This is a genomic window from Candidatus Deferrimicrobiaceae bacterium, assembly GCA_036504035.1.
Classification (GTDB): Bacteria; Desulfobacterota; Deferrimicrobia; order Deferrimicrobiales; family Deferrimicrobiaceae; genus JANXPS01.
In genome coordinates this window covers 107,366-132,338 of the sequence record DASXVV010000002.1, presented here as the reverse complement: position 1 = coordinate 132,338, position 24,973 = coordinate 107,366, and the positions used below count along the sequence as shown (strand labels likewise).

The following is a 24,973-nucleotide window of genomic DNA, read 5'->3' as shown; positions in this document are numbered from 1 at the left end:
GCTATCGCGATGCCCGATCTCAAGAATTAACCCTCTGCATGATTCCGCTGGCACGGGATCGGCGTGAAATCCGCCCGAAGGCGTCGGGAAACCCGCACCGGTCGGCGGATATCCAACAGGCGGGAGGTGCGCGATGCGGTGGTTGCGGGGGCGTGCGGGAGAGGTGACCGTCTCGATCGCGTTCGGCTTCGGGATCGTGATCGGGTGCGTGGCGATCGGCGTGTCGGCCGTCTCGTACCGGGTCGCCAAGAACGTGCCGATGATCCACGACATCACGACCGACCCGTCGGATCCTCCCGCCTTTGTCGCGTTGCTCCCGGAACGGAATGGTTCGTTCAACGGGGCGGAATACGGCGGGGCCGTGGTGGCGGAAAAACAGCGGAAGGCGTATCCGGACATCGTCCCGATCGAATCATCGCTGCCGCCGGCCGAGTCGTTCGAGCGGGCGCTGGATGTGGCGCGCGGGATGGGCTGGGCGATCGCCGGGGCCGATCCGGCCGCCGGGCGGATCGAGGCGACCGATCGGACGCGCTGGCTGAAGCTCAAGGACGACGTGGTGATCCGCATCCGGCCGGAGGAGAGCGGCAGCAGCCGCGTGGACGTCCGCTCCGTTTCACGGATCGGGCTGAGCGATCTCGGCAGGAACGCCGCGCGGATCCGGGAGTTTTCCAGCCGATACGCCGGAGCGCTTCATCTTGGATTATGATAGGCCGTTATGACGATGCGACGCCTCCTCCTCGCCGCGCTGCTGTTCCTGGCCGCGGGACTCCCCATGATGTACGCGCCGGCCGCCGCGGCGACCCCGGACGAGGTCCCGGCGCATACCGGATATGTGACCGATACGGCCGGCGTCCTGGGCGACTGGGCGCCGAGGATCGCGGCCTCCATTGCCGACCTCGAGCGGAAGACCTCTTTCGAGATCGGCGTGCTGACGGTCGACACGCTCGCCGGCGAGGCGCCCGCCGACTATGCCCAGCGCGTCTACGACCGCTGGAAGATCGGCAAGAAGGGCAAGGACAACGGCCTCCTCTTCCTGGTCGCCGTCCGCGACCGGAAGATCTGGATCACGACGGGGTACGGCACAGAGAAGATCCTTCCCGACGGCAAGGTCGGCGAGATCCGCGACGCGATCCTGCGGCCCGCATTCAAGGACGGCCGCTACGGCGAAGGCCTCTCCCAGGCGGTGGACGCGGTGCGTGCGATCGTGCTCTCCGCGGGGCAAAAAGGGGAGGACGTCGCGACCGGGCAGCCCCGGAAGGGGTCGCTCCTCCACACCCCGTGGATCGCGCTCGGCCTCCTTTTCCTCGTCTTCCTGGTCGCCAGCCTGTTCGGCCGGGGAGGTCGCGGCCCGCGGGGAGGCGGCGGGGGCGGCGGTCCCTACGGCGGGTTCCCCATGGGCGGCGGGGGCTTCGGAGGCGGCGGCTCGGGGGGCGGCGATTCGGGCGGCGGCGACTTCGGCGGGGGCGACTCGGGCGGCGGCGGCGCCGGGGGCGATTTCTGACCGGGCAATCACGGAAACGACTGAAAGGAGCTTCATCCATGCACATCAGGGAAAACAATCGCGGGGGCGCCGGCGTCGTCGTCGCGGCCGTGCTCGGGGGGCTGCTGCTGATCGTGCTGCTGGCCGGCGGATGGCTCGTCGGCAAGTACAACACGATCCAGAAGATGACGGTCGCGGTGGACCAGTCGTGGGGGCAGGTGCAGAACGTGCTCCAGCGGCGCGCCGACCTGATCCCGAACCTCGTCTCGACCGTCAAGGGGTATTCCATCCACGAGAAGGACGTGCTGGCCAACATCTCGGCGGCCAGGGCCGCGCTCGGCGGCGCAAAGACGCCCACCGAGGCCATGAAGGCGAACGGCGAGCTGTCGGGCGCCCTGTCCCGCCTGCTCGTGGTGGTCGAGAACTATCCGAACCTCAAGGCCGACACGCAGTTCACCCGGCTGATGGACGAGCTTGCCGGCGCCGAGAACCGGATCGCCGTCGAGCGGAAGCGCTACAACGACTCGATCGGCGTCTACAACAGCTACATCGTCACGTTCCCGAACAGCCTCGTCGCCGGATTCGCGGGCGCGCAAAAGAAGCCGTTCTTCGAGGCCGAGGCGGGGGCGAAGGAAGTGCCGAAGGTCGATTTCGGGAAGTAACTCGCGGGCGCGCCGGGGGGCGTCGGGTCATTCGTCGGAGGCGCCGGCCGGCCGCGCCTCGATGACCTGACCCTCCGGGGTGTCGGTGATCTTCCAGCCCAGCGCGCCGATCCGCTTCCGCAGCGTGTCGGCCTCCCCCCAGTCGTGCCGTTCCCGCGCGGTTTGGCGCGCCTCAACCAGCGTCTTGACCTCGTCGGGGACGACGACGGGCGGCCGGACGGCGGGAGACGCCGTGGCGGCGACCGCCGCGTCCCATACTGCCGAAGGGATCGCCCCGCGCCCGCTTCTTTTGTCGAAAGGCCCGAGGATGCCCAGGTCGAACGATTGACCGGCGGCGAACCGTTGTTCGCGCCCGCCCCGGAGAATGGTGACCGTCCCCTGCCCGACGACTTCCCCCCGCCCTGCCGATAGCTCCGCCACCAGAGCCGTGCTCTCATCGACGCCGACGATCGTCCGGTCGGGGGGGAGCAGGGCGCGCAGCGCCTCGAACCGCTTTTCCCCCATGTAGCAATGGCTGGTGTCGAGCTCCTCGCCGCCGTCGGTGTTGTTCCAGTGCGGGACGAAGGCCAGCGAGAGCCCGTAGGCCCCGAACAGGTCCAGTCCCTCCGTCCAGTGCACCGGCTCCCCGACCTTGTAGATCTCGTAGACGGGCAGGGCGCTCGCCCCGATGGCGATCATCGCCGCGCTGGCGAAGACGGTCGTCGCTCCCAGGCGGTGACGCGCCAAGAGGGTGTGCCACGCGAGGCTGTCCCGAAGTTGGCGGACGGCGTAGGTCGGGCTGCCCGGCCCGAGAAAGACGAGGTCGGCGCGGAGCAGGCCCGCAAGCAATGCCGGATCGTCGGGGCTGAAGGGGGTGTCGCGCTGCCGCGCGGGGATGATCTCGATCTCGGGGCGGCGGTTTTCGAGGCGCCGGCGGAGGAAATCGGCGATGCGCCCGGCGACGCGGTCGGAATTCGGCTCGAAGCCCGCGGGGGTCTCGAGGATCGAAATGCGATAAGGGCCGTGGCCTCCGCCGCGCGCGGCCAGCCGTTCGAACACGTTGCCGCCGACCCGCGAGGTCTCGCCCGAGCCGAAGAGGGCCACCGGGCCCGGATCCGGGAATTCCGCCATGCTTCCCCCGCCTTGCGCGCCCGCTTCCACCGCGGCGCCGCGATTACGAGTATATCCTCAAAAAAATGTCGGGAACCAATGTCCGCCTGTCGGCAATCTAACCGGAAAGCGGGCTCCTCCGCAGGGAGCCGTGCACCAGCCAAAAAGGAGGCAGTCCATGTGGGAAGTCCCCCGGATTCACCCGTCGGACGCGAGGATCAAGGCGCAAAGGGGCGAGGCGCTCCTGGTGTGCGCCTACGAGGACGAGGACAAGTATCGCAGCCTTAGGCTTGACGGCGCGATTTCGCTTCAGGAGTTCCGGGCGCTGGTCCCGACGCTCGACCGGAGGAAAGAAATCGTCTTCTATTGTGCCTGACCCACCGAGGCGACCTCCGCCGGTCAGGCGGGGAAATACATCGGGGAAGGGTTCGTGAATGCGAAGGCGCTCCTGGGAGGCGTCGAGGCCTGGAAGGCGCTGGGCTTTCCGTTCGCCGCATGACGGAATGACGGAGGCACGATGGGAGTGATCGGGCCGGGCCGGGAGGCCTTCGGGTGGCCGGGCATTCCGCCCCGTTGGACCCAGGGGGCGAAGGACGGCGTCGGAACGGCCTATTCCAGTTCGAGCCGCGTCTGGTTCACCCTGTGGAACGGCGTCATCACCGAGGTCTATTACCCGACCGTCGATCGCCCCCAGATCCGCGATCTCCAGTTCCTTGTGACCGACGGGAATGGGTTGTTTCAAGACGAGAAAAGGCACCTGCGAACGACGACCCAGCGGCTCTCCCGGCACGTCCTGGGCTACCGGATCACCAACAAGGACCGGGAAGGCCGGTACGAGATCCTCAAGGAGATCATCTGCGACCCGCACTTGCCCGTAGTGCTGCAGCGGACCTATCTCGCCGGCGACGAGAGCGTCCTCTCCCGCCTGAAGTTCCACCTGCTCTGCGCCCCCCACCTCGGGGGAGGAGGATGGGGCAACAACGGCTACGTTCTCGAGGTTGCCGGGCGGCGAATCCTGGCCGCCGAGAAGGACGGGACGTGGCTCGTGGTCGCTGCGGGCGTCCCGTTCTCGAAGCTTTCGGCCGGGTATGTCGGCGCCAGCGACGGATGGACGGATCTGGCGGCCCATGGCCGGATTGAATGGGAATTCGACGTCGCGCGCGACGGCAACCTGGCGCTGACGGGCGAGTTGGCGCTCGACGGCTGCCGGGCGTTCACCGTCGGGCTGGCGTTCGGCCGGGGGCTGCACGACGCCGCGACGGCGCTCTTCGAGTCGCTGGCCGTGCCGTTCGAGGCGCACCTCGAGCGGTTCACGGGGCAATGGAGCCGCACCGGCCGGAAGATCCTGCCGCTCGAGGACGCGGACTGCGAGGAGTGCGACCTCTATCACGGCAGCTACAGCCTGCTGCTCGGCCACGAGGACAAGACCTACCCGGGCGCCTTCATCGCGTCGCTCTCGATTCCCTGGGGAGAGGCGAAGGACGACCGGGACCAGGGGGGGTATCACCTGGTCTGGACGCGCGACCTCGTCAACACGGCGCTGGGGCTGCTCGCCGCGGGCAACACCGATTCCCCGCTGCGTGCGCTCGTCTACCTGGCGGTCAGCCAGCAGGAGGACGGCGGATTCCCGCAGAACTTCTGGATCGACGGGACGCCCTACTGGCAAGGCGTCCAGCTCGACGAGGTGGCGTTCCCGATCCTGCTCGCCTGGCACCTCGAACGGGCCGGGGCGCTGGGAGAGTTCGATCCCTGGCCGATGGTGCGCAGGGCAGCCGGATACCTGGTGGCGCATGGCCCCGTGACGCAGCAGGAGCGGTGGGAGGAGGCCTCCGGATATTCCCCGTCGACGCTTGCCGCGAACATCGCGGCGCTGGTCTGCGCGGCTTCCTTCGCCCGCAGGCGGGGCGACGAGGCGACGGCGCGCTTCCTCGAGGAGTACGCCGATTTCCTCGAATGCCACGTCGAGGCGTGGACCGTCACGCGCGCAGGCACCCTGGTGCCCGGGATCCCGCGGCACTACATCCGCATCCTGCCGGTCGACGTGGACGATCCCTCGCCCGTCGAGGATCCCGACTGCGGCGTGCTCGTGCTCAACAACCGCCCGCCCGGAACGCCCTGGCGATTCCCGGCCCGGGAGATCGTCGACGCCGGCTTCCTCGAGCTGGTGCGGTACGGCATCCGCCGCCCCGACGACCCGGTCGTGCTCGATTCCCTGCGCGTGATCGACGCCGTGCTCAAGGTCGAGACGGGCTGCGGTCCGGTGTGGCGCCGCTACAACCACGACGCCTATGGCCAGCGGGAGGACGGCGGCCCGTTTACCGGGTGGGGAAAGGGGCGCGCCTGGCCGCTCCTGACCGGCGAGCGGGGGCACTACGCGCTGGCCGCGGGCGAGGATCCCCAACCGTATCTCCGGGCGATGGAGGCGTTCGCCATTCCGACCGGCCTCCTGCCCGAGCAGGTGTGGGACGAGCCCGACCGGCCCGACCTCCACATGTATCTCGGGCGCCCGACCGGTTCCGCCCGCCCGCTCATGTGGGCGCACGCCGAATACATCAAGCTGCTTCGGTCCCGGCGCGACGGGCGCGTCTTCGACTGCATCCCCGAGGTGGCGGCCCGTTATATCGCCGACCGGCGGGGCTGTCAGACCATCGAAATCTGGAAGCCGAACCGGCACGTGCGCGCCGTTTCGCCCGGCGCGACGCTTCGGGTGCAGGCGCCGGAGCCGTTCCTCCTGCGCTGGTCCCGCGACGACTGGCGTACCGCGACGGATACCGAATCGCTTTCGACCGCGCTGGGAATCGACTATGCCGATATCCCGACTGGCACGGAGGATGGCGGCGCGATCCGCTTCACGTTCCGGTGGCCGCTCCGGAACGCATGGGAAGGCGATGACTACCGGGTCGCGATCGGCGGTCGGCCGGCATCCCCGGGTTGAAACCAACGCGGGGGCGCCGGAACCTAAGGGGGGATCGCGGTTCAGGGGTCTTCCGATGGAACAGGAACGGACGTACATAAAGGCTCGGAAATTTCTTTTCTCCCGCTCGGCCTCCCTGCTCATCCTGTTGCTCCTCGCCGGCGCCCCGGGTTGCCGGGAAAGCGCTTCGGGCGCGCCCGCGCCGCCGACGGTCCAGGTGGCCGCGGTCGTCCGGCGGGACGTCCCGGTCTGGCAGGAGTGGGTCGGCGTCACCGACGGGTTGGTGAACGCGTCTATCCGGGCGCAGGTCACCGGCTACCTCGTCCGACAGGCGTACCGGGAGGGCGATTTCGTCCGGAAGGGTCAGATCCTTTTCGAAATCGACCCCCGCGTCTTCCGAGCGGCGCTGGCGCAGGCAGGGGCGCAAAAGGGGCAGGCCGACGGGCAGCTCGCCCGGGCGGAAGGGCAGCTTTCCCAGGCCGAGGGGCAGCGCGCGCAGGCGGAAAGCCAGCGGGTCCAGGCGCAGGTGACCCACGTGAACGCCCTCGCCGTCCTCGACCGAGTGCGCCCCCTGGCCGAGCAGGATGCCGTCAGCCGGAAGGATCTCGACGATGCGGTGGGCGCCGAGGGCGCCACGCGGGCGGCCGTTGCCGCCGCGGAGGCCAACGTCGCAGCCGCCGGGGCCAACGTCGTCGCCACGAAGGCCGGGATCCTCACCGCGAAGGCCGGCGTCGCCTCGGCCGTCGCAGCCCTCGAGAAGGCGCGGCTCGACCTCGAGTTCACGCGGATCGTCTCCCCGATCGACGGGATCGCCGGCATCGCCAAGGCGCAGGTCGGAAACCTCGTGGGCCCCGCCCAGGGGGGCGAGCTGACGACCGTCTCGACGCTCGACCCGATCAAGGTCTATTTCACGACGAGCGAGCAGGCGTATCTCGCGTACATGAAGCCGTTCGCCACCGGGACCGAGGCGAACCGGCACCGGATCGAAACGCCGCACGAGCTGATCCTGGCCGACGGGACGGTCTATCCCCACAAGGGCCGCTTCTTCGCCGTCGACCGCCAGGTCGATGAACGGACGGGCACCCTGCGCGTCGCTCTCCTGTTCCCCAACCCGGGCAACCGGCTCCGCCCCGGCCAGTTCGCGCGGGTGCGCGTCGCGGGGACGACGCTCGCGAACGCGCTGCTCGTCCCGCAGCGGGCGATCTCCGAGATCCAGGGGAACTACCAGGTGGCGGTCGTCGGTCCCGGGGACCGCGCCGAGCTCAGGACAGTCCGGCCGACGGAGCGCATGTGCGCCCTGGCGGTCGTCGAGGGCGACCTCAAGCCGGGCGAGCGCGTGGTGGTCGAGGGCACCCAGAAGGTGAAGCAGGGGCAACCGGTGACGGCGAAAGCGCCGCCCCCCGGGCTCACGGCCTTGCTGGGCGCCGTTCCGGACGCCGAAGGCCGATGCGCGGCCGGGGCGAGATAGCAAGGCGATGTCCCGCTTCTTCATCGACCGGCCGATCGTCGCGATGGTCATCGCGATCGTGACCGTGATCGTCGGGCTGGTCTCGTTGCGCGGGCTGCCGGTCGCGCAATACCCGAACATCGTTCCCCCGGAGATCCGCATCGGCACGGTCTACGGCGGCGCCGACGCCCAGACGGTCGAGCAATCGGTCGCGACACCCATCGAGCAGCAGATGAGCGGCGTGGACGGGATGAACTACGTCTACTCGATCAACGCCAACGACGGCTCGATGCGGATGGTCGTGGACTTCGACGTGAAGACCGACCCGAACACCGACCAGGTGCTGGCGCAGATGCGGGAATCGCAGGCGGAATCGCAGCTCCCGGTCGACGTCCGGAACTACGGCGTCACCGTCCAGAAGTCGCCCGCGTCGCCGCTCGTCATCTTCGCGCTCTATTCCCCGAAGGGCACCTACGACGGGACGTTCCTCGCGAACTACGCCTATATCCGACTGAACGACCAGTTGACGCGCGTGCCCGGGATCGCCAGCGTCACGATCTTCGGCGCCGGGCAATATGCGATGCGCTGCTGGGTCCGCCCCGACCTGCTCGCGAAGCTCAACCTGACGATTCCGGAGCTTGTCAACGCGCTCGAGCGGCAGAACGCCGTGAACCCCGCCGGGCAGATAGGGGCGGAGCCGATCCCGCCGGGGCAGGAGTTCACCTATTCGATACGGGCGCAGGGACGGCTCGTCACGCCGGAGGAGTTCGGCGGGATCGTGCTGCGGGCGAACCCGGACGGATCGCTCATCCGCCTGAAAGACGTCGCCCGGATCGAGCTCGGGACGCAGGATTACGGAATCAAGGGGCGGTTCAACGGGAAGCCGGCGGCGCTGATCGCGCTCTACCAGACGCCCGGCTCGAACGCGCTCGATGCGGTCGCCGGGGCGAAGCGGGTGATGTCCAACCTCGCGAAGGCGTTTCCTGCGGACCTCGATTACGCGCCCGCGCTCGACACCACCCTCTCCGTCACCGAGGGGATCCACGAGATCGTCATGACGCTGGGCATCGCGATGCTGCTCGTGATCGTCGTCGTGTTCGTCTTCCTGCAAGGGTGGCGCGCGACGCTGATCCCCGCCGTGGCCGTCCCGGTGTCGCTCATCGGCACCTTCGCCTTCTTCCCCCTCCTTGGCTTCTCGATCAACCCGATCGCCCTGATGGGGATGGTCGTGGCCATCGGGCTGGTCGTCGACGACGCCATCGTGGTGGTCGAGGCCGTGGAGCGGCACATCGAGGAGGGAATGTCGCCCCGGGACGCCACCCTGCGGGCGATGGAGCAGGTGTCGGGGCCGGTCATGGCGATCGCCCTGGTGCTGGCGGCGGTGTTCCTCCCGACCGTGTTCATCCCCGGCATCACGGGCCGCCTCTACCAGCAGTTCGCCGTGACGATCGCGATCTCGGTTTTGCTGTCGGCGTTCAACGCGCTGACGCTCAGTCCCGCGCTCTCGGCGCTGATCCTCAAGCCGCGGGGGGAGGCGAGGGGCGTGCTGGCCCGGTTCTACGGGGGATTCAACCGGCTCTTCGGGCGGGCGACCGACGGATACGTCGACATCTGCCGCGGGGTCATCCGGAAGGCGGCGGTCGGGCTCGTCCTGTTGGCGGCCATCGCCGGGGCCGCGGGCCTTCTCGGTCTCCGGATCCCGGGGGGATTCCTGCCCGAGGAGGACCAGGGTTACCTGTTCGCGGGTATCCAGCTCCCCTTCGCGGCCTCGCTCCAGCGGACGCAGGAGGCGACGCGGGAGATGGAGCGGATCATCGGGGAAACGCCGGGCGTCCGGGCGGTCACGACGATCAACGGCTTCAACCTGCTCAGCCAGTCGCGCAACACCTACAGCGGCTTCTTCTTCATTGCCCTCAAGCCCTGGTCGGAGCGGGAGCGGCCCGGGGAGCGGGCGGTGGCGATCCAGCAGCGGATCAACGCGGCCGTCTCGCGGCTTCCGCAGGGCGTCGCCTTTTCCTTTTCCCCCCCCGCCATCCAGGGGATCGGCACTTCCGGCGGCGTGACATTCATGCTCGAGGACCGCGGCGGGCGCGACATCGCCTTCCTGGCGGAGAACACCCGGAAATTCGTCGCCGCCGCGCAGAAGCGGGGGGAGCTGGGGCGGGTGACGACCACCCTCCTCCCGGACGTCCCGCAGATCTTCGTCTCGGTCGACCGCGACAAGGTGCTGAGTCAGGGCGTGGACCTGGGCGACGTATACCGGGCGCTCCAGTCGTTCATGGGCGGGCTGTTCGTCAACTACTTCAACCGCTTCGGGCGCCAATGGCAGGTGTACCTCCAGGCGGAGGGGGACTTCCGGACCGATGTCTCTCGGCTGGGCGAGTTCTATGTCCGGAACGGGGCGGGCGGCGCAGTGCCGCTGTCGGCGCTGACCCAAACGGAGCGGCGCGCGGGGCCGGAATTCATCATGCGCTACAACCTGTACCGATCAGCGCAGATCAACGCGGCCGCCGCCCCCGGCTTCAGCTCCGGACAGGCGATGGCGGCGCTCGAGGCGGTATTCCGGGAGACGATGCCCGCGGACATGGGATTCGACTACCTGGGGATGTCCTTCCAGGAGCAGAAGGCGCGCGAGGGGGTCTCCGCCGTGGCGATCTTCGCCCTGTCGGTCGTCTTCGTCTTCCTGATCCTGGCGGCGCTCTACGAAAGCTGGTCGCTTCCGTTCAGCGTCCTGCTCGGCACCCCGGTCGCCGTTTTCGGCGCCTTCCTGGCTCTCTCGCTGCGCGGCATGACGTTCGACGTCTACGGCCAGATCGGCCTCATCGTGCTGATCGGCCTTGCCGCGAAGAACGCCATCCTGATCGTCGAGTTCGCGAAGAAGGAGGAGGAGCGGGGCAGGGAGACCGCCGAGGCGGCGCTGGAGGGAGCCCGGCTGCGATTGCGCCCGATCCTGATGACCAGCTTCGCCTTCATCCTGGGCTGCGTCCCGCTGGCCGTCGCGACGGGCGCGGGCGCCCTCGCCCGACGGGTGATGGGAACGGACGTCGTGGGCGGCATGCTCGCGGCGACGGGCATCGGCATCTTCATCATCCCGATGACGTTCGCCGTGGTCGAGCGGCTGGCCCGGCGCTCCGGCGAGGGGCGCTGAAGATGGCACGCGCGAAGGGGGCAGCGGTGCGGGTCGCCCTCGGCATCGCCCTCGGCATCGCCTTCGGCGTCGCCCTCGTCATCGTCGGCTGCGCCGTCGGCCCCGACTATCGGCGCCCGGCGATCGACGTCCCGGGCGCGTGGCGCGTCGAAGCGCCGGAGGCGCAGGCCATCGCGGGCACCGCCTGGTGGGTGCAATACGGCGACCCGGTGCTAAACGACCTGATCGCCGCCGGCCTTCGGGAGAACGCCGACCTCCGGATCGCGGCCGCGCGAATCGAGGAATCTGCCGGGCGGCTGGCGATCGCGCGCGGCGGCCTGTTTCCCGAGGCGGGATTCGGCGCTTCGGTGGAACGGGAGCGAATCTCCCGGACGGGCCTGCCACCCCTATCGGCCACGGCGCCGAACGTCGGGAACCTGGTCCACGCCACGGTTTTCGCAAGTTGGGAGATCGACCTGTGGGGGAAGGCGCGCCGGGCGACGGAGGCCGCGCGGGCCGAGCTGCTCGCTTCCGAGGAGGGGCGGCGGGGGACGGTCCTTTCCCTCGTCGATGCCGTGGCGACGGGCTACATCAACCTCCGCACCCTCGACCGGCGGCTGGAGATCGTCCGGAGGACCGCCCGGACGCGCGAGGCGTCGTTGCGCCTCTTCGAGCTCCGGTTCAAGGGAGGACTCGTCTCGGACCTCGAGCGGGACCAGGCGCAGGCGGAGTACGAGCGGGCGCTGGCGGCGATTCCCGCGGTCGAGAAGGCGATCGCCTTCCAGGAAAACGCCCTGAACGCGCTGCTCGGGCGGAACCCCGGCCCGATCCCCCGCGGCCTCCCGATCGACAACCTCGCGTTTCCCGTGGTGCCCGCCGGCCTCCCCTCGTCGCTCCTGGCCAGGCGGCCCGATCTTCGGCAGGCCGAGCAGGCGCTGGTTGCGGCCAACGCGCGGATCGGCGTCGCCCGGGCGCAATACTTTCCGTCGATCGCGCTGACGGGCGCCCTCGGGGCGACGAGCCCGCAGCTGTCGTCGCTTTTCGAGGGCCCGGCGCGCGCGTGGGATCTCGCGATCCCCCTCGCGGCACCGATCTTCTCCGGGGGCGTGCTTTCGGGCCAGGTGAAGATCGCCGAGGCGCAGCGGGACCAGATGCTGCTCGCATACCGGCAGGCGATCCGGAACGCGTTCCGGGACGTCGAGGACGCCCTGGCCGACCGGCAGCGCACGCAGGAGCAACTGGCGGCGCAGGAGCGCCAGGTCGAGACGCTGCGGAGGACGGCGCAGGTCGCGCGCCTCCGGTACGACAACGGCTACACGAGCCACCTCGAGGTGCTCGACGCGGAGCGGGGCCTGTACGACGCCGAGCTCGCCGCGACCGAGACGCGGGGCGCGCTGCACGCCGCGCTGGCGAATCTCTACATGGCCATGGGCGGAGGCTGGTAACGCCCCGGGCGGCGCGTCCCTTTGTCTTCCCCGGGCCGTTTGTGGTTTGATGGGTTTCATGACGGACGAAACCGGAGCGAGCGCGCCGACCCGGCGGGTGCGGATCACGATGTCCTACGACGGGACGAACTACTCGGGCTCGCAGATGCAGCCGACGGGGCCGACCATCCAGTCCGAGGTCGAGGGGGCGCTCGCGCGGCTGCTCGACGCGCCCGTCCGGATCCGGACGGCGGGTCGGACCGACGCAGGGGTGCACGCTCTCGAGCAGGTCGCCGACTTCGCCGACCACGGCCGCCGGGACCTGGCCACGATCGTCAAGGGCGGGAACGCGCTGCTTCCCCCCGATATCCGGATCCTGTCCGCCGCCGAGGTCCCGATGGAATTCGACGCCCGGCGCCACGCGACGCGCAAGGAGTATCGCTACTTCCTCCACGTCGCCCCGGTCTGCTCCCCCTTCTTCGCCCGGCACGCCTGGCACTTCGAGAAGCCGCTCGACCTCGACGCGATGCGGGAGGGGATGGCGCACCTCGTCGGCGAGCACGATTTCACCACGTTCCGCGCGTCGGGCTGCTCGGCGCGGGATCCCGTCCGCCGGATTGCGAGCGCCGCGCTTTCCGGGCGAGTCCCGGGATTGTGGTCCGTCGACCTGGTCGGCAGCGGTTTCCTGCGCCACATGGTGCGCAACATCGTCGGGACGTTGGCCGACGTCGGCCGGGGAAAGATTTCGCCGGGACGGGTCGGGGAGCTGCTCCAGTCGCGCGACCGGACGCAGGCCGGCATGACGGCCCCCGCCCACGGCCTGTTCCTGTGGAAAGTGTGGTACGAATGAAAACGCTCGCAGAAGCCGGGAAGGAGACGAACTGTCCATGGTCAAGCGCGTAGCCGTCCTCGTGGCCGTCGCGATGCTCTTCGCGTCGACTTGTCCCTCGCAGGCCGCGTCAAAGCGCGGAAAGAAAAAAGGCAAGGCTGCTCCGGCTGCCGTTTCCGCCCAGGCCGAATCCGAGGCGCCGGAAGCGAACCCCGAGGAAACCGCCTCCCCTCCAGCCGGCGAAAAGGCGGGCATCGCCCCTCCGGCGGCCCTGCCTCCCACGCTTCCCGCGATGCCGCCGCGCCCCAAAAAGGGCCCGGACGACAACGCCGCCGCCGCGATGGGGAACGACGCCGAGTACAATCGCCGGCTGTTCGGCCAGGCGGTCCGGATGGGCATCCTCAAGCCGGACGCCCCGCCTTCCGCCCTCACTCCCGAGGTCTTGAACCGGATGATCGATGCGCACGTGCTGAAGGATGCGGTCCTCCACGGCCTGCTCCCGGCCAACGCCACGCCGGCGCAGGTCACGCCGGAGATCCGGGCCGTGATGAAGAAGGGCGGTTTTTTCGTCCACTACTACCCCGACGGGTCGGTCAATCCGAACTATTGATGCGCAATTGGAGAACCGTTCGCCTGCGTGCTAGGATGGCGTAACACGGTTCTATTCTTACATGGGGGGTGTGACCGATGAAAATGCGAATGGGGGCACTGGCAACGCTGTTCCTGCTGATTTGTTCCGGCTCCGCTTTTTCGGCGACCAAGGTGAAGCTCGGCTTCGTCAACACGATCACCGGTGCCGAGGCGCCGATCGGTGAAAACCTGACCAACGGCGTCACGCTCGCCCTCGAGGATCTCAAGAAGAAGGGGATCGACGTCGACCTCGTCAAGGAAGACGATACGGGCAAGCCCGAGAAGGCCATGTCCGCCTTCGAGAAGCTGGCCACCCGCGACGGCGTCGCCGGTGTTGTCGGACCCTACACCTCCGCCTGCGCCAACGCGGTCGCGAGCCGCGCCGACCAGTACAAGGTGCCGCTGCTCGTCCCCGTCGCCGCCAAGGAAGAGATCACCCAGAAGGGCTACAAGTACGTCTACCGGCTCAACGCGCCGGCCGACGTCTACTCGTCGGTCATCATGGACACGATCCTCGGCCTCGGGAAGCCGAAGACCATCGCCTACATCTACGCCAACACCGACTTCGGCATCTCCACCGTCAAGACGGCCAAGGAATACGCCGCCAAGCGGGGCTTGAAGGAAGTGGCCGACGAGAAGTACCAGAAGGGGGCGCCCGATTTCCGCTCCACGCTGACCAAGATCAAGGCGCTCGCGCCCGACCTGGTCTTCATGGTCTCCTACGAGGTCGACGCGATCACGCTCATGCGCCAGTCCCGCGAGATCGGCCTGACGCCGAAGGCGTTCCTCGGCGCGGGCGCCGGCTTCACGACCTCACAGTTCCTGGCCCAGAAAGAGGTCTCCAACCACGTCTTCTCGAGCACCCAGTGGACCGACGACGTGAACTGGCCGGGCGCGAAGGATTTCTACAAGCGCTACGTGGCGAAGTTCAAGAAGGAGCCCTCCTACCACGCGGCGTGCGCCTACGAGGCGATGCGGATCATGGCCGAAACCGCGGCGGCGTCCGGGAGCGATCGCGAAAAGACGCGCGCAGCGCTCCGCAAGGGCGCCTGGAAGGGGATCATGGGCGACGTGAAGTTCATCGACTACGGCAAGTTCACCAACCAGAACCGCCACGAGATGCTCGTCCAGCAGATCCAGGACGGCAAGTACGAGACGGTCTCTCCCGCGAAATACGCGACGAAGAAACCCATCTACCCGTTCAAGTGGAAGTAGCCGCCAGGGCGGAGTAAAGCATCATGACGCTCACCGTGTTCCTCCAGGCGCTCGTCAGCGGCATCCTGATCGGCGGCGTCTACGCGCTGATCGGCATCGGCCTCACCATCATCTTCGGCGTCATGCGGGTCACCAACTTCGCGCACGGCGACCTCATGATGGTCGGGATGTACCTGACCTACTTCCTGTTCACCCTGGCGAAGATCGACCCCTTCGTCTCGATTCTGATCACGATCCCGTGCATGTTCCTCTTCGGCGCCTTCCTCCAGAAGACCGTGATCAACCGGATCCTCGGGAGCCTGGCGCAGAACCAGATCCTGCTCACGATCGGCCTCGGCCTCATCATGAGCAACACGGTCATGCTCGCCTTTACCTCCGACTACAAGATCCTGACGACCTCCTACTCGTCCTCGAGCATCAGCCTGGGGGGTATCTCGATCTCGCAGCCGCTGGCCGTGTCGTTCGCCATCACGGTGGTCATCACCTCGGTGCTCTACTGGTTCCTGATGAAGACCGACACGGGGCAGGCCATCCGCGCCACCGCCCAGGACCGCGAGGCGGCGCAGCTCATGGGCATCAACGTCAAGCGGATGTCGATCATCGCCTTCGGCATCGGTACTTCGCTCGCGGGCACGGCCGGGGCGCTGATCTCGCCGACCTACTACGTCTTCCCGCAGGTGGGCAGCGCCTTCACGCTCAAGGCGTTCGTCATCACCGTGCTGGGCGGGATGGGCAGCGTCGTCGGCGCCACGCTGGGCGGCATCATCATCGGCGTCGTCGAATCGGTCGGCGCGGTTGCGATCTCCTCCGAATGGAAAGACGTCCTGGTCTTCGGCATCTTCCTCGTCGTGCTGCTCGTCCGCCCTTCCGGGCTGATGGGCCGGTCCCGCATGTGAGCCCGACGAAAAGATTCCCGTTCCGTTTTATCCTGGTGCCGGCGGCGCTGGCGGCGCTGTGCGCGTTTCCTGCCTTCGTGGCGAACCCCTACGCCCTTCACATCATGATCCTGCTATTCCTGGCCACCGCCCAGGGAGAGGCCTGGAACATCATCGGCGGCTACGCCGGCCAGTACTCGGTCGGACACGCGGCCTATTTCGGCGCCGGGGCCTACGGCGCCCTCATCCTGCTGACTCATTACGGAATCGCACCCTGGTTCGGCACCTGGGTCGGCGTCGCCGCCGCGATGGGGCTCGCCCTCCTGATCGGCGCGATCTGCTTCCGGCTGCGGGGGCCCTATTTCGTCCTGGCCTCCATCGCCGTGGCCGAGATCGTGCGGATCACGGTGCTCAACACGCCTGCGCTCACCAACGGCGCCGAGGGGATCCTCGTCTCCGAGCTGCCGCCGCTCGTCCTGGGCGGCAAGATGATCACCGACTTTTCCTCCAAGGTCCCCTACTACTACATGGGGCTCGGCCTGGCTGTCGCCACCATCGTGGCGACCTGGGCGGTGCAGAACTCGAAGCTGGGCTACTACTTCCAGGCCATCCGGGAAGACCAGGATGCCGCCCACTCGCTGGGGATCAGCTTGAAGCTCTACAAGAACCTGGCGCTGCTGCTTTCGGCGTTCTTCACGGCGCAGGCGGGCGCCTTCTACGCCCTCTACGTCCGCTTCATCGACCCGACGACCGTCCTGCCGCTCGACCTGTCGGTGCAGATCGTCCTCATCGCGATCATCGGCGGGATCGGCACCATCTACGGACCCGTGGTCGGCGCGCTTGTTCTGGTCCCGCTCTCCGAGGTGCTGCGCAGCAACGTCGTCGCCCAGGCGCTCATCAATTCCGGGCTCGTCCGCGAGGACTCCGGCATGGGCGTCTTCCTCAAGGAGCACCTGGCGCACGCGCATGTGCTGATCTACGGCATCCTGGTGGTGGTCGTCATCCTGTTCATGCCCGACGGCGTTCTGGGCTTCGCCCGGAAGCTCGTGACCCGCAAGGCGAGGAGCTAGCATCCGATGGCCATCCTCGAGATCCGGCACGTCAGCAAGTTCTTCGGCGGCCTGGCCGCGAACTCCGACGTTTCCTTCGCCGTCGAGCAGGGGACGATCATGGGACTGATCGGCCCCAACGGCGCCGGCAAGACGACGCTGTTCAACTGCATCACCGGCTACTACCCTCCCTCGCGGGGCGAGGTGTTCTTCGACGGCAGGAAGATGAACGGGCTCGAGCCCGACGCGGTCTGCCGACTCGGGATGGTGCGCACCTGGCAGAAGGTGCGGCCGCTGACCAAGCTGAGCGTGCTCGACAACGTCATGGTCGGAGCGCTCTGCCGGACCCATTCCCTCAAGGTGGCGCGCCGCGCCGCCATGGAGCAGCTCTCCGTGGTGGGCCTCGAGGCGAAGTCCGCGATGCGCGCAGGGGCGCTCCCGATCGGCGAGCGCAAGAAACTCGAGGTCGCCCGGGCGCTGGCGACGCAGCCGAAACTCCTGCTGCTCGACGAGGTGATGGGCGGGCTCAACCCGTCCGAAAGCGAGGAGATCATCGGGCTGATCCTCGATATCCGGACGAAAGGACTCACCCAGATGGTCATCGAGCACGATATGAAGGCGATCATGCGGCTGTCCGACCGGATCGTGGTCCTCAACTCCGGCGAGAAGCTGGCGGAGGGGTCCCCGGCCGAGATCGTCGGCAACCCGCAGGTCGTCGAGGCATACCTGGGGCCCGAGCAATGACGGCGCCGGCCTCCGGCTCCCCGCTCCTCAAGGTCGAGAAGCTCGCCTTCGCCTACGGCGATCTCAAGGTGCTCTGGGGCATCGATCTCGAGGTGAATGCCGGTGAGATCGTCACCGTGGTCGGCGCCAACGGCGCGGGCAAGTCGACCGTGCTCAAGAACATCTCGCGGCTGGTCCGGTGGGCCTCCGGATCCATCACGTTCGGCGGCGAGGACCTTTCCCGGCTCGAGCCGCACGATGTGGTCGAGCGGGGGATCATCCAGGTGCCCGAGGGGCGCAAGATCTTCCCCGAGATGACGGTGATGGAGAACCTCCGGATGGGCTCGTTCCACAAGAGCTGCCGGAAGGACCGCGAGAAGAACATCGAGCGCGCCTTCGTCCTTTTCCCGCGGTTGAAGGAGCGCGAGAAGCAGCTCGGAGGCACCATGTCGGGCGGAGAGCAGCAGATGCTCGCGATCGCCCGCGGCCTTATGGGCAATCCCCGGCTGCTGCTCCTCGACGAGCCGTCGCTCGGCCTGTCGCCGCTCCTGGTCAAGAGCATCTTCGAGATCATCACCGAGATCAACCGGCAGGGGGTGACCATCCTGCTGGTCGAGCAGAACGTCTACCAGTCGCTTCGCATCGCGCACCGCGCGTACGTGCTCGAAACCGGCCGTGTCGTCCTCTCGGGGACCGGCGCCGAGCTGCTCGACGACGCCCACGTCAAGAAGGCGTTCCTCGGAATGTAGGAATGAGAGCCGGAGGAGATTTCCCATGATCAAGGTCGAACGTTGGATGAAGCGCGACCCCGTCACGATCGACGAAAATGCCTCGATCGTCGATGCGATCCACCTGATGAAGGAAAAGGTTGTCCGGCGGCTCCCGGTGATGCGGAAGGAGCGCCTGGTCGGCCTCGTCACCGACCGGATGATCAAGGAGTACGCCCCGGGCAAGGCGTCGCTGTCCGATACGTGGGAGGTGCACTACCTGCTGTCGAAGACGAAGGTGAAGGACGTGATGAACAAGGAGCCGCACACCGTCACGCCCGACACCGAGATGGTCGATGCCGCGCAGATCATCCACGACAACAAGCTGCACGGGCTTTGCGTGGTCGACAGCGCGGGCGCGCTCGTCGGCATCCTCACGACCACCGACATCATGGAGGCGCTGATCGCCCTGTGCCGGAGCCAGAACGGCAACACGCCCGCGAAGTGACGCCCCCTTTGCGGCGGGCGTGTCAGCGGGGCTTTTTCTTCCGGAGCAGGAACCCGGCCGCGACGGCGACCGCCAGCGTGATCGCTCCCCCCACGATGCCCGCGAGGCTTCGGCCCGCATCGACGACGGGACGGGCAGGCGCGGGAGGCGTGTCGCCCTTTCCTTGTGCCGGCGTCGCCCCCTTGTTGAACCCGTAGCCCGGCAGGATCGCGCTTCGTCGCTGGATTCCCGCCGCCGTTCCGTGCAGGCCGCCCGCCTCCCCCGGCAGTCTTCCCTTTCCCGTGATCTTCGCGATCGACCATTCGAGGCCGTCCGGATGGACCGACGCGAACCAGGACAGCGCGCCGCCGATGATCAGGGCGGCGAGGCCGAGGCCGACGACCAGCTTCCTGGAGGAGCGTCCGCCGGCCGCCGGGCCCGGCCCGGCCTGGCCCACGATCCCGGGCTGCGCCTTCCACACGAAGGTGACGACGGCCGCGGTCACGAGCCCCTCGACGATCCCGATGCCCAGGTGGATCGGCTGCATCAGCGCGACGAACGTGCCGAACGGAAGGGCGGAGATGCCCGAGAGGACGGTCTCGACGACGACGGCGAAGGCGCCCAGCTGGAGCGAGACCACGGCGGAGAAAAGCGACGCCGCGGCGATCCGGCCCGGAGTCGGGTTCCTGCCCGCGATCCTCCGGTAGAGGAGAGGGTAGGCGACGAAGGCGGGGAACGCTCCCATGTTGAAGATGTTGCAGCCGAGCGCCAGAAGCCCGCCGTCCGCGAAGAAAAGCGCCTGCACCGTGATCACGGAGGCGATGACGATGAAGGCGGCGTAGGGGCCGAGCAGGATCGAGAGGATCATCCCCCCGCCGAGATGGCCGCTCGAGCCCGTGCCGGGGATCGTGAAGTTGATCATCTGGGCGGCGAAGATGAACGCGCCGAGCACGCCCATCAGCGGCACCTTCCGGTCGTCGAGCTCCTCGCGCACCTTCTTCGCGCACCAGCCGATGGTCAAGCCGGTTGCGGCCCACATCGCGCCCCCGACGGCGGGCGATACGAGTGCGTCGGCCATGTGCATGGGATCCTCCTGGCGCAGGGGCGCCGCGATTTCCGGCAAAAGAATAGCACGTAAATATATTTCATGCTACGGTGGGGCATGGGCGGCATCGATCAGGGACTATTCGATCTCGACCGGCTCGACCGGCTGGCGGGGCAGGACAGCGCGATCCACCGGCTGGACCCGCGCGCCAAGCTGCTGACGACTGCCGTGTTCCTGCTCTGCGTCGTCTCGCACGGGAAGTACGAGATCTCAGGCCTGCTGCCGTTCGCCCTGTTCCCGATCGCCGTTGCCGCTACCGCGGGCCTTCCCGCCGGATACCTCGTCCGAAAGCTGCTGGCGTTCGCTCCGTTCGCGCTGGTCGTCGGCGCCTTCAACCCGCTCTTCGACCGTGAGGTGCTTCTCCGCGTCGGGTCGCTGCCGGTCTCCGGCGGCTGGGTCTCCTTCGCCTCGATCCTCCTGCGCTTCTGCCTGACGATCGGCGCCGCGCTCGTCCTCATCGGCACCACGAGCTTCCGGGGCGTCTGCATGGCGCTCGAGCGGCTCGGCGTCCCGTCCGTTTTTGCCACGCAACTGCTCTTCCTCCACCGCTATATCTTCGTCCTCGGCGACGAGGCCGTCCGGATGGCGCGCGCCCGGGCGCTGCGGTCGTTCGACGGCCGGGGCATGGGGCTGCGCGTCTATGCCAGTCTCGTCGGCCACCTGCTGCTGCGGACGCTCGATCGAGGGCAGCGGATCCACCTGGCGATGCGCTGCCGCGGGTTCGACGGGCGGATCCTCTCCCTTCGGAAGCTGTCGGCCGGCATGCCCGACATCGTCTACACCCTGGGCTGGTCCGCCGCCTTCGTCGGGATGCGCGTCGTCAATGTCCCGCAGCTGCTGGGCCGGCTCGTCACGGAGGTCATCAGGTGAGTCACCATATCGTCGAGGTCGAGGATCTCGGGTATGCCTATCCCGACGGTACGCAGGCGCTGAAGGGGCTGTCGTTCCGGATCACGCATGGGGAGTCCGTGGCGATCGTCGGCGCCAACGGCGCGGGGAAGTCGACGCTGCTCCTGCACCTGAACGGCTACCTGGAACCGGGGGCCGGCAAGGTCCGGATCGGCGATTTCCCGCTGACGCGCGAGACGGTTTCCGACATCCGCAAGACCGTGGGCATGGTGTTCCAGGACCCCGACGACCAGCTCTTCATGCCGACCGTCTTCGAGGACGTCGCCTTCGGCCCGCTCAACCTGGGGCTTCCGCCGGACGAGGTCGAGCGGCGCGCCGTCGAGTCCCTGACGCGGGTCGATGCGCTGCACCTCCGGGACCGACCGCCGTACCGGCTGTCCGGCGGCGAGAAGCGCGCCGTCGCCATCGCGACCGTCCTGGCCATGTCGCCCAGCATCCTCGTGATGGACGAGCCGACGTCGAATCTCGATCCCGCCGCCCGGCGGCATTTCATCGCGTTGCTTGCGACGTTCGCCCACACCAAGATCATCGCGACGCACGACCTCGACATGGTGGTCGACCTGTGCGAAAGAACGATCGTGATGAAGGAGGGGCGGGTGGCGGCCGACGGCCCGACGCGGGACGTCTTCGCCGACGAGGCGTTTCTGAAAGATTGCAGATTGGAAAAGCCGCTCCGGATGCAGGGATGCCCCGTGTGCGGCGGGAAAGGGCGCTCGTAGACGGATTTGCGTCAGGCCAGCGCGTGCCCTTCGGTCGTGGCCGAGAAGGTGCCGTGCTTGACCCCGCGCGTGCCGATCAACTGGTCGGCGATGGCCTTGAGGTGGGTCGCCTTCCCGCGCAGCACCAGCACTTCGAGGCAGTGGTGCGCGTCGAGATGGACGTGGAGCGTCGAGACGATCTCCTTGTAGTGGCTGTGCTGGAGGTCGGTCAGCCGGTCGGCCAGGTCGTGGGTGTCGTGACCGTAGACGAGCGTGATGGTCCCGACGGCTTCCCCCTTGCCGTGTTCCCACTGTTCCCGCACGAGGTTGTCGCGGATCAGGTCCCGGATCGCCTCGGAACGGTTGGTGTAGCCCTTGCGCTCGTTGACCCCGTCGAACTGCGCAAGCAGCTTCTCGTCGAGCGAGACGCCGAAGCGGGTAAGCTTTCCTGCGGTCATGGCTGTTCTTTCGGCGGGCGGGCGGCACAGACGTCGGTGAACGCCTGCAAGACGGTTCGGGGAATTTCGGAGCGGTTCATCGTGTAGATGTGCAGGTGATGCACGCCGTGGGCGGCGAGGTCTCGCACCTGTTCGAGCGTGTGGTCGATGCCGATCTTCCGGATCGCGTCGGCGTCGCCCGCGTGGCGGTCGAGCGCGTCCCGCAACGCGGGGGGGATCGTCACCCGGTGCGTGGCCGAAAACTCCTTGATCCACGAGCCGTCGGTGATCGTGAAGATGCCCGGCAGGATCGGCAACGTGATCCCGTGGCTGGCGCAGGCGTCGAGGTAATCGTAGAAAATCCGGTTGTCGAAGAACAGCTGCGTGACGGCGAACGCCATCCCCGCCTCTTCCTTCTCCTTCATGTAATGGAAATCGCGCTCCCGGCCCAGCGATTCCGGGTGCGGCTCGATATAGGCCGATCCTCCGACGCAGAAACCATCGCCGAAGTGCCGGCTCACCAGCCGGATAAGTTCGAGCGCGTGGAAGCCGGCGCCGGGCGGGCCGGGTGGGGAATCGGGCTTGCGGTCGCCCCGCAGCGCGAGAATGTTGCGGACCCCGATCGCGTGGTAGCCGCGCAGGATGGCGAGCAGGTCGTCCCCGGTCCGGCCCATGCAGGTCAGGTGCGGCATCACGGGCAGCCCGGTCGCGCCCATCACCGACCGGACGACGGACGTCGTCTCCTCTTCCCGGCCGCTGCCGCCCGCGCCGCTCGTGATCGACACGAAGCGGGGGGAAAGCGACGCCAGGTCGCCCATCGCTGCGAGCAACTTTTCCATTCCCTGGGGCGTCTTGGGAGGGAACAGCTCGAACGACACCCCCGGCCCCGACAGCATCCTGCAGATCCTCGGCATTCCCCAATATTATCAGGATTTGGATAGACTGCACGATACGTAGGGTGCAATAATGTTCTTACGTATTGCCGGAGGGGTTTCATGCAGACGAAACTGACCTTGAGTCTCGACGAAGAGGTGATCGCGAAAGCCAAGCTCTTTTCCCGGCGGCGGCGGAAAAGTCTGTCGAAGCTGGTCGAGGGTTACCTGCGGGAGATCACCACGCAACCGTCCGGCTCTTCCGATATCGCGCCGCCGGTCGCCGCATTGATCGGCGTCATCTCGTCGAAAGGGGCAGCCTCCGGCCCCAAGGGCGGGTACGCGGAATTCCTGTCGGATAAATACCGGTGAAGCCGGCCGTTTTCGTCGATACCGATGTCGTTCTCGATCTGCTCGCTCGCCGCGAGCCCTTCCACCTGCATGCGGCGCGGCTTTTCACACTCGCCGACCGGGGCGTCCTCAAGGTTTGCGTCTCTTCGCTGTCGTTCTCCAATCTGCACTACATTCTCCGGAAGGAAACGTCCGGCAAACGTGCGGTCGAGATTCTCAAGGCGTTCCGGAAACTGGTGACGATCCTGCCCGTCGACGACGCGATCGTGGCCGCCGCGCTCGATTCCGGTTTCCCCGATTTCGAGGACGCGATCCAGTACCACGCGGCAATGTCGGCCAGACTGACCGTTCTGCTGACCCGAAACTGCAGGGATTACCGCAAACCGGCAATCACGGTCTGCACTCCCGAAGAATACCTGGCGCGATAAGACCCATGCCGCTTTCCTGGAACGAGATCAAGTCGCGCGCCGTGGCGTTTTCCCGCGAGTGGGCGAAGGAGACTTCCGAGGACGCCGAGGCGAAGAGCTTTTGGGACGCCTTCTTCGACGTCTTCGGCGTGACGCGCCGCCGGGTCGCCTCCTTCGAGGCGCCGGTGAAAAAGTCCGACGGCCAGGGCGGCTTCATCGACCTGCTCTGGAAAGGGGTGCTGGTCGTCGAGCACAAGTCGCGGGGGCGGGATCTCGACCGCGCCTTCCGGCAGGCGCTCGACTATTTCCCCGGGCTCGCCGAGCGCGACCTGCCCCGCCATGTCCTCGTCTCCGACTTCGCCCGCTTCCGGTTGCACGACCTCGATGCGGGCACCGTGCACGAATTCCCGCTCGCCGACCTGTACAAGAACGTCCGCCACTTCGGTTTCGTCGCCGGCTACCAGACCCGTTCCTTCGGACAGGAAGACCCGGTCAACGTCAAGGCGGCCGAAAAGCTCGGAAAGCTGCATGATCTCCTCAAGGCCTCCGGCTACTCGGGCCACCCGCTTGAGATCTTCCTCGTCCGTATCCTGTTCTGTCTTTTCGCCGAGGACACCTCCATCTTCTGGCCGCGCCAGTTCGCCGACTGGCTGGCGGCGCGCACCGCACCCGACGGAAGCGATGCCGGCTCGCAGCTCGCCATGCTGTTCGAGACGCTGAACACACCGGACGAAAAACGCCAGTCCTCGCTCGACGCAAGTCTCGCCGAATTCCGATACGTCAACGGCCGCCTGTTCGAGGAGCGGCTGCCGATGGCCGCATTCGACCGGCCGATGCGTGAGACGCTGCTCGACTGCGCCGCGCTCGACTGGAGCCGGATCAGCCCCGCAATCTTCGGTTCCCTCTTCCAGTCGATCATGGACGAAAGAGCGCGCCGCAACCTGGGGGCGCACTACACGACCGAGACCAACATCCTCAAGTGCCTGCGTCCGCTTTTCCTCGACGCGCTGCAAGCCGAGTTCGAGCGGATTCGCAACGACCGGAAGCGGTTGCCCGAATTCCAGAAGAAGCTCGCGTCGCTGCGCCTCCTCGACCCGGCATGCGGCTGCGGCAACTTCCTCGTCGTCGCCTACCGCGAGTTGCGGCTCCTCGAGCTCGCGGTCGCCTCGAAAGCAGGTATCGGTACTCGAATACCCTTTTCTACAACAACTTTCCCTGGCCTTCGCCCACCGACGCTCAGCGCGCCGCGATCGAGGCGGCTGCGCAGGGGGTGCTCGACGCCCGCGCCGCGCATCCGGGGGCGACGCTCGCCGACCTCTACGACCCGCTTGCGATGCCGCCCGACCTCGTGAAAGCGCACGCCGCCCTCGACCGCGCCGTCGATGCGGCCTATGGGAAACGGTCGTTTCCATCCGAGGCCGACCGGGTCGCCTTCCTGTTCGAACGCTACCGTGAACTCGTCGGCGCGCTTCCCGCGCCCGCCCCGAAAAAGCCCGCCCGCCGCCGAAAACCCGGGCCTGTGGTACCCTGAGATCC

At 67.7% G+C, this 24,973-nt stretch carries 26 protein-coding genes; 22 read left to right on the top strand and 4 right to left on the bottom strand.

Features of this window, described 5'->3' with window-relative positions; genetic code table 11:
- Positions 1 to 133: 133 nt before the first annotated feature.
- The 3 genes from VGK27_00655 to VGK27_00645 are packed head-to-tail and all read left to right on the top strand — an operon-like array spanning position 134 to position 2,142.
- Positions 134 to 706, top strand: a complete 573-nt coding sequence (locus VGK27_00655) for a DUF1499 domain-containing protein (protein ID HEY3488611.1) — start codon at positions 134 to 136, stop codon at positions 704 to 706.
- Positions 707 to 715: 9 nt separating this feature from the next.
- On the top strand, positions 716 to 1,501 hold the full coding sequence (locus VGK27_00650; protein HEY3488610.1) for a TPM domain-containing protein: 786 nt from the start codon (positions 716 to 718) through the stop codon (positions 1,499 to 1,501).
- A gap of 38 nt (positions 1,502 to 1,539) precedes the next feature.
- The gene (locus VGK27_00645) at positions 1,540 to 2,142 is read left to right on the top strand and encodes a LemA family protein (protein ID HEY3488609.1); all 603 of its coding nucleotides are present in this window, start codon (positions 1,540 to 1,542) and stop codon (positions 2,140 to 2,142) included.
- Between the two features lie 27 nt (positions 2,143 to 2,169).
- Here the strand turns inward: VGK27_00645 and VGK27_00640 are convergent, their stop codons facing one another.
- Complete coding sequence (locus tag VGK27_00640) at positions 2,170 to 3,252, bottom strand: hypothetical protein (protein ID HEY3488608.1); 1,083 nt, start codon at positions 3,250 to 3,252, stop codon at positions 2,170 to 2,172.
- A gap of 157 nt (positions 3,253 to 3,409) precedes the next feature.
- Here VGK27_00640 and VGK27_00635 point away from each other — a divergent pair, with 157 nt between their 5' ends.
- The 13 genes from VGK27_00635 (at position 3,410) to VGK27_00575 (ending at position 18,679) form a co-directional block, all read left to right on the top strand.
- Positions 3,410 to 3,607, top strand: a complete 198-nt coding sequence (locus VGK27_00635) for a hypothetical protein (GenBank protein ID HEY3488607.1) — start codon at positions 3,410 to 3,412, stop codon at positions 3,605 to 3,607.
- Positions 3,608 to 3,748: 141 nt separating this feature from the next.
- Positions 3,749 to 6,166 (top strand): glycoside hydrolase family 15 protein, encoded by a 2,418-nt coding sequence (locus VGK27_00630; GenBank protein HEY3488606.1) that lies wholly within the window; start codon positions 3,749 to 3,751, stop codon positions 6,164 to 6,166.
- Positions 6,167 to 6,221: 55 nt separating this feature from the next.
- Entirely contained in the window at positions 6,222 to 7,613 is a 1,392-nt protein-coding gene (locus VGK27_00625) for an efflux RND transporter periplasmic adaptor subunit (GenBank protein HEY3488605.1), read from the top strand.
- 7 nt (positions 7,614 to 7,620) lie between these two features.
- Positions 7,621 to 10,740: a multidrug efflux RND transporter permease subunit gene (locus tag VGK27_00620; protein ID HEY3488604.1), complete on the top strand. Its 3,120-nt coding sequence runs from the start codon at positions 7,621 to 7,623 to the stop codon at positions 10,738 to 10,740.
- Between the two features lie 2 nt (positions 10,741 to 10,742).
- Positions 10,743 to 12,164, top strand: a complete 1,422-nt coding sequence (locus VGK27_00615) for an efflux transporter outer membrane subunit (GenBank protein ID HEY3488603.1) — start codon at positions 10,743 to 10,745, stop codon at positions 12,162 to 12,164.
- A gap of 58 nt (positions 12,165 to 12,222) precedes the next feature.
- Positions 12,223 to 12,993: a tRNA pseudouridine(38-40) synthase TruA gene (gene truA / locus VGK27_00610; GenBank protein ID HEY3488602.1), complete on the top strand. Its 771-nt coding sequence runs from the start codon at positions 12,223 to 12,225 to the stop codon at positions 12,991 to 12,993.
- A gap of 37 nt (positions 12,994 to 13,030) precedes the next feature.
- A complete protein-coding gene (locus VGK27_00605) occupies positions 13,031 to 13,582 on the top strand; it encodes a hypothetical protein (GenBank protein ID HEY3488601.1) in 552 nt (183 codons plus the stop codon).
- Between the two features lie 77 nt (positions 13,583 to 13,659).
- Positions 13,660 to 14,817: an ABC transporter substrate-binding protein gene (locus VGK27_00600; protein HEY3488600.1), complete on the top strand. Its 1,158-nt coding sequence runs from the start codon at positions 13,660 to 13,662 to the stop codon at positions 14,815 to 14,817.
- Between the two features lie 23 nt (positions 14,818 to 14,840).
- Positions 14,841 to 15,713 (top strand): branched-chain amino acid ABC transporter permease, encoded by an 873-nt coding sequence (locus VGK27_00595; GenBank protein ID HEY3488599.1) that lies wholly within the window; start codon positions 14,841 to 14,843, stop codon positions 15,711 to 15,713.
- Complete coding sequence (locus VGK27_00590) at positions 15,710 to 16,762, top strand: branched-chain amino acid ABC transporter permease (protein HEY3488598.1); 1,053 nt, start codon at positions 15,710 to 15,712, stop codon at positions 16,760 to 16,762. The genes VGK27_00595 and VGK27_00590 overlap by 4 nt, the downstream gene beginning before the upstream one ends.
- A gap of 6 nt (positions 16,763 to 16,768) precedes the next feature.
- Positions 16,769 to 17,485: an ABC transporter ATP-binding protein gene (locus VGK27_00585; protein ID HEY3488597.1), complete on the top strand. Its 717-nt coding sequence runs from the start codon at positions 16,769 to 16,771 to the stop codon at positions 17,483 to 17,485.
- A complete protein-coding gene (locus tag VGK27_00580) occupies positions 17,482 to 18,213 on the top strand; it encodes an ABC transporter ATP-binding protein (GenBank protein HEY3488596.1) in 732 nt (243 codons plus the stop codon). The genes VGK27_00585 and VGK27_00580 overlap by 4 nt, the downstream gene beginning before the upstream one ends.
- A 25-nt stretch (positions 18,214 to 18,238) precedes the next feature.
- Entirely contained in the window at positions 18,239 to 18,679 is a 441-nt protein-coding gene (locus VGK27_00575; protein HEY3488595.1) for a CBS domain-containing protein, read from the top strand.
- Positions 18,680 to 18,701: 22 nt separating this feature from the next.
- Here VGK27_00575 and VGK27_00570 read toward each other — a convergent pair whose 3' ends face one another.
- Positions 18,702 to 19,736 (bottom strand): energy-coupling factor ABC transporter permease, encoded by a 1,035-nt coding sequence (locus VGK27_00570; GenBank protein ID HEY3488594.1) that lies wholly within the window; start codon positions 19,734 to 19,736, stop codon positions 18,702 to 18,704.
- 84 nt (positions 19,737 to 19,820) lie between these two features.
- On the opposite strand from VGK27_00570, the gene cbiQ reads away from it, so the two are divergent.
- Both cbiQ and VGK27_00560 read left to right on the top strand, forming a co-directional pair.
- The gene (cbiQ, locus tag VGK27_00565) at positions 19,821 to 20,633 is read left to right on the top strand and encodes a cobalt ECF transporter T component CbiQ (protein HEY3488593.1); all 813 of its coding nucleotides are present in this window, start codon (positions 19,821 to 19,823) and stop codon (positions 20,631 to 20,633) included.
- Positions 20,630 to 21,391 carry an ABC transporter ATP-binding protein gene (locus VGK27_00560; GenBank protein ID HEY3488592.1) on the top strand — a complete coding sequence of 254 codons (762 nt, stop codon included), beginning with the start codon at positions 20,630 to 20,632 and terminating at the stop codon, positions 21,389 to 21,391. The genes cbiQ and VGK27_00560 overlap by 4 nt, the downstream gene beginning before the upstream one ends.
- An 11-nt stretch (positions 21,392 to 21,402) precedes the next feature.
- On the opposite strand, the gene nikR is transcribed toward VGK27_00560, so the two are convergent.
- Positions 21,403 to 21,828 carry a nickel-responsive transcriptional regulator NikR gene (gene nikR, locus VGK27_00555; GenBank protein HEY3488591.1) on the bottom strand — a complete coding sequence of 142 codons (426 nt, stop codon included), beginning with the start codon at positions 21,826 to 21,828 and terminating at the stop codon, positions 21,403 to 21,405.
- Positions 21,825 to 22,703 (bottom strand): methylenetetrahydrofolate reductase, encoded by an 879-nt coding sequence (locus VGK27_00550; GenBank protein ID HEY3488590.1) that lies wholly within the window; start codon positions 22,701 to 22,703, stop codon positions 21,825 to 21,827. The genes nikR and VGK27_00550 overlap by 4 nt, the downstream gene beginning before the upstream one ends.
- Positions 22,704 to 22,802: 99 nt before the next feature.
- Here VGK27_00550 and VGK27_00545 point away from each other — a divergent pair, with 99 nt between their 5' ends.
- Genes VGK27_00545 through VGK27_00530 form a run of 4 tightly spaced genes read left to right on the top strand, consistent with a single transcriptional unit; the run spans position 22,803 to position 24,968 of the window.
- Positions 22,803 to 23,051: a DUF6364 family protein gene (locus VGK27_00545; GenBank protein ID HEY3488589.1), complete on the top strand. Its 249-nt coding sequence runs from the start codon at positions 22,803 to 22,805 to the stop codon at positions 23,049 to 23,051.
- Complete coding sequence (locus tag VGK27_00540) at positions 23,048 to 23,458, top strand: PIN domain-containing protein (protein ID HEY3488588.1); 411 nt, start codon at positions 23,048 to 23,050, stop codon at positions 23,456 to 23,458. Before VGK27_00545 ends, VGK27_00540 begins: the two co-directional genes overlap by 4 nt.
- Before the next feature lie 5 nt (positions 23,459 to 23,463).
- Positions 23,464 to 24,789, top strand: a complete 1,326-nt coding sequence (locus VGK27_00535; protein HEY3488587.1) for a type IIL restriction-modification enzyme MmeI — start codon at positions 23,464 to 23,466, stop codon at positions 24,787 to 24,789.
- Positions 24,708 to 24,968, top strand: a complete 261-nt coding sequence (locus VGK27_00530; protein HEY3488586.1) for a type IIL restriction-modification enzyme MmeI — start codon at positions 24,708 to 24,710, stop codon at positions 24,966 to 24,968. Before VGK27_00535 ends, VGK27_00530 begins: the two co-directional genes overlap by 82 nt.
- Positions 24,969 to 24,973 lie beyond the last annotated feature (5 nt).

What these genes read in the sequence shown, in the direction of transcription:
- VGK27_00595 (HEY3488599.1), top strand. Translation starts at nt 14,841, where the DNA reads ATGACGCTCACCGTGTTCCTCCAGGCGCTCGTCAGCGGCATCCTGATC.
- VGK27_00575 (HEY3488595.1), top strand. Translation starts at nt 18,239, where the DNA reads ATGATCAAGGTCGAACGTTGGATGAAGCGCGACCCCGTCACGATCGAC.
- VGK27_00635 (HEY3488607.1), top strand. Translation starts at nt 3,410, where the DNA reads ATGTGGGAAGTCCCCCGGATTCACCCGTCGGACGCGAGGATCAAGGCG.
- VGK27_00580 (HEY3488596.1), top strand. Translation starts at nt 17,482, where the DNA reads ATGACGGCGCCGGCCTCCGGCTCCCCGCTCCTCAAGGTCGAGAAGCTC.
- truA (HEY3488602.1), top strand. Translation starts at nt 12,223, where the DNA reads ATGACGGACGAAACCGGAGCGAGCGCGCCGACCCGGCGGGTGCGGATC.
- VGK27_00545 (HEY3488589.1), top strand. Translation starts at nt 22,803, where the DNA reads ATGCAGACGAAACTGACCTTGAGTCTCGACGAAGAGGTGATCGCGAAA.
- VGK27_00600 (HEY3488600.1), top strand. Translation starts at nt 13,660, where the DNA reads ATGAAAATGCGAATGGGGGCACTGGCAACGCTGTTCCTGCTGATTTGT.
- VGK27_00585 (HEY3488597.1), top strand. Translation starts at nt 16,769, where the DNA reads ATGGCCATCCTCGAGATCCGGCACGTCAGCAAGTTCTTCGGCGGCCTG.
- VGK27_00615 (HEY3488603.1), top strand. Translation starts at nt 10,743, where the DNA reads ATGGCACGCGCGAAGGGGGCAGCGGTGCGGGTCGCCCTCGGCATCGCC.
- VGK27_00625 (HEY3488605.1), top strand. Translation starts at nt 6,222, where the DNA reads ATGGAACAGGAACGGACGTACATAAAGGCTCGGAAATTTCTTTTCTCC.
- VGK27_00550 (HEY3488590.1), bottom strand. Translation starts at nt 22,703, where the DNA reads ATGCTGTCGGGGCCGGGGGTGTCGTTCGAGCTGTTCCCTCCCAAGACG.
- VGK27_00605 (HEY3488601.1), top strand. Translation starts at nt 13,031, where the DNA reads ATGGTCAAGCGCGTAGCCGTCCTCGTGGCCGTCGCGATGCTCTTCGCG.
- VGK27_00655 (HEY3488611.1), top strand. Translation starts at nt 134, where the DNA reads ATGCGGTGGTTGCGGGGGCGTGCGGGAGAGGTGACCGTCTCGATCGCG.
- VGK27_00570 (HEY3488594.1), bottom strand. Translation starts at nt 19,736, where the DNA reads ATGGCCGACGCACTCGTATCGCCCGCCGTCGGGGGCGCGATGTGGGCC.
- VGK27_00650 (HEY3488610.1), top strand. Translation starts at nt 716, where the DNA reads ATGACGATGCGACGCCTCCTCCTCGCCGCGCTGCTGTTCCTGGCCGCG.
- VGK27_00535 (HEY3488587.1), top strand. Translation starts at nt 23,464, where the DNA reads ATGCCGCTTTCCTGGAACGAGATCAAGTCGCGCGCCGTGGCGTTTTCC.
- VGK27_00620 (HEY3488604.1), top strand. Translation starts at nt 7,621, where the DNA reads ATGTCCCGCTTCTTCATCGACCGGCCGATCGTCGCGATGGTCATCGCG.
- cbiQ (HEY3488593.1), top strand. Translation starts at nt 19,821, where the DNA reads ATGGGCGGCATCGATCAGGGACTATTCGATCTCGACCGGCTCGACCGG.
- nikR (HEY3488591.1), bottom strand. Translation starts at nt 21,828, where the DNA reads ATGACCGCAGGAAAGCTTACCCGCTTCGGCGTCTCGCTCGACGAGAAG.
- VGK27_00630 (HEY3488606.1), top strand. Translation starts at nt 3,749, where the DNA reads ATGGGAGTGATCGGGCCGGGCCGGGAGGCCTTCGGGTGGCCGGGCATT.
- VGK27_00640 (HEY3488608.1), bottom strand. Translation starts at nt 3,252, where the DNA reads ATGGCGGAATTCCCGGATCCGGGCCCGGTGGCCCTCTTCGGCTCGGGC.
- VGK27_00645 (HEY3488609.1), top strand. Translation starts at nt 1,540, where the DNA reads ATGCACATCAGGGAAAACAATCGCGGGGGCGCCGGCGTCGTCGTCGCG.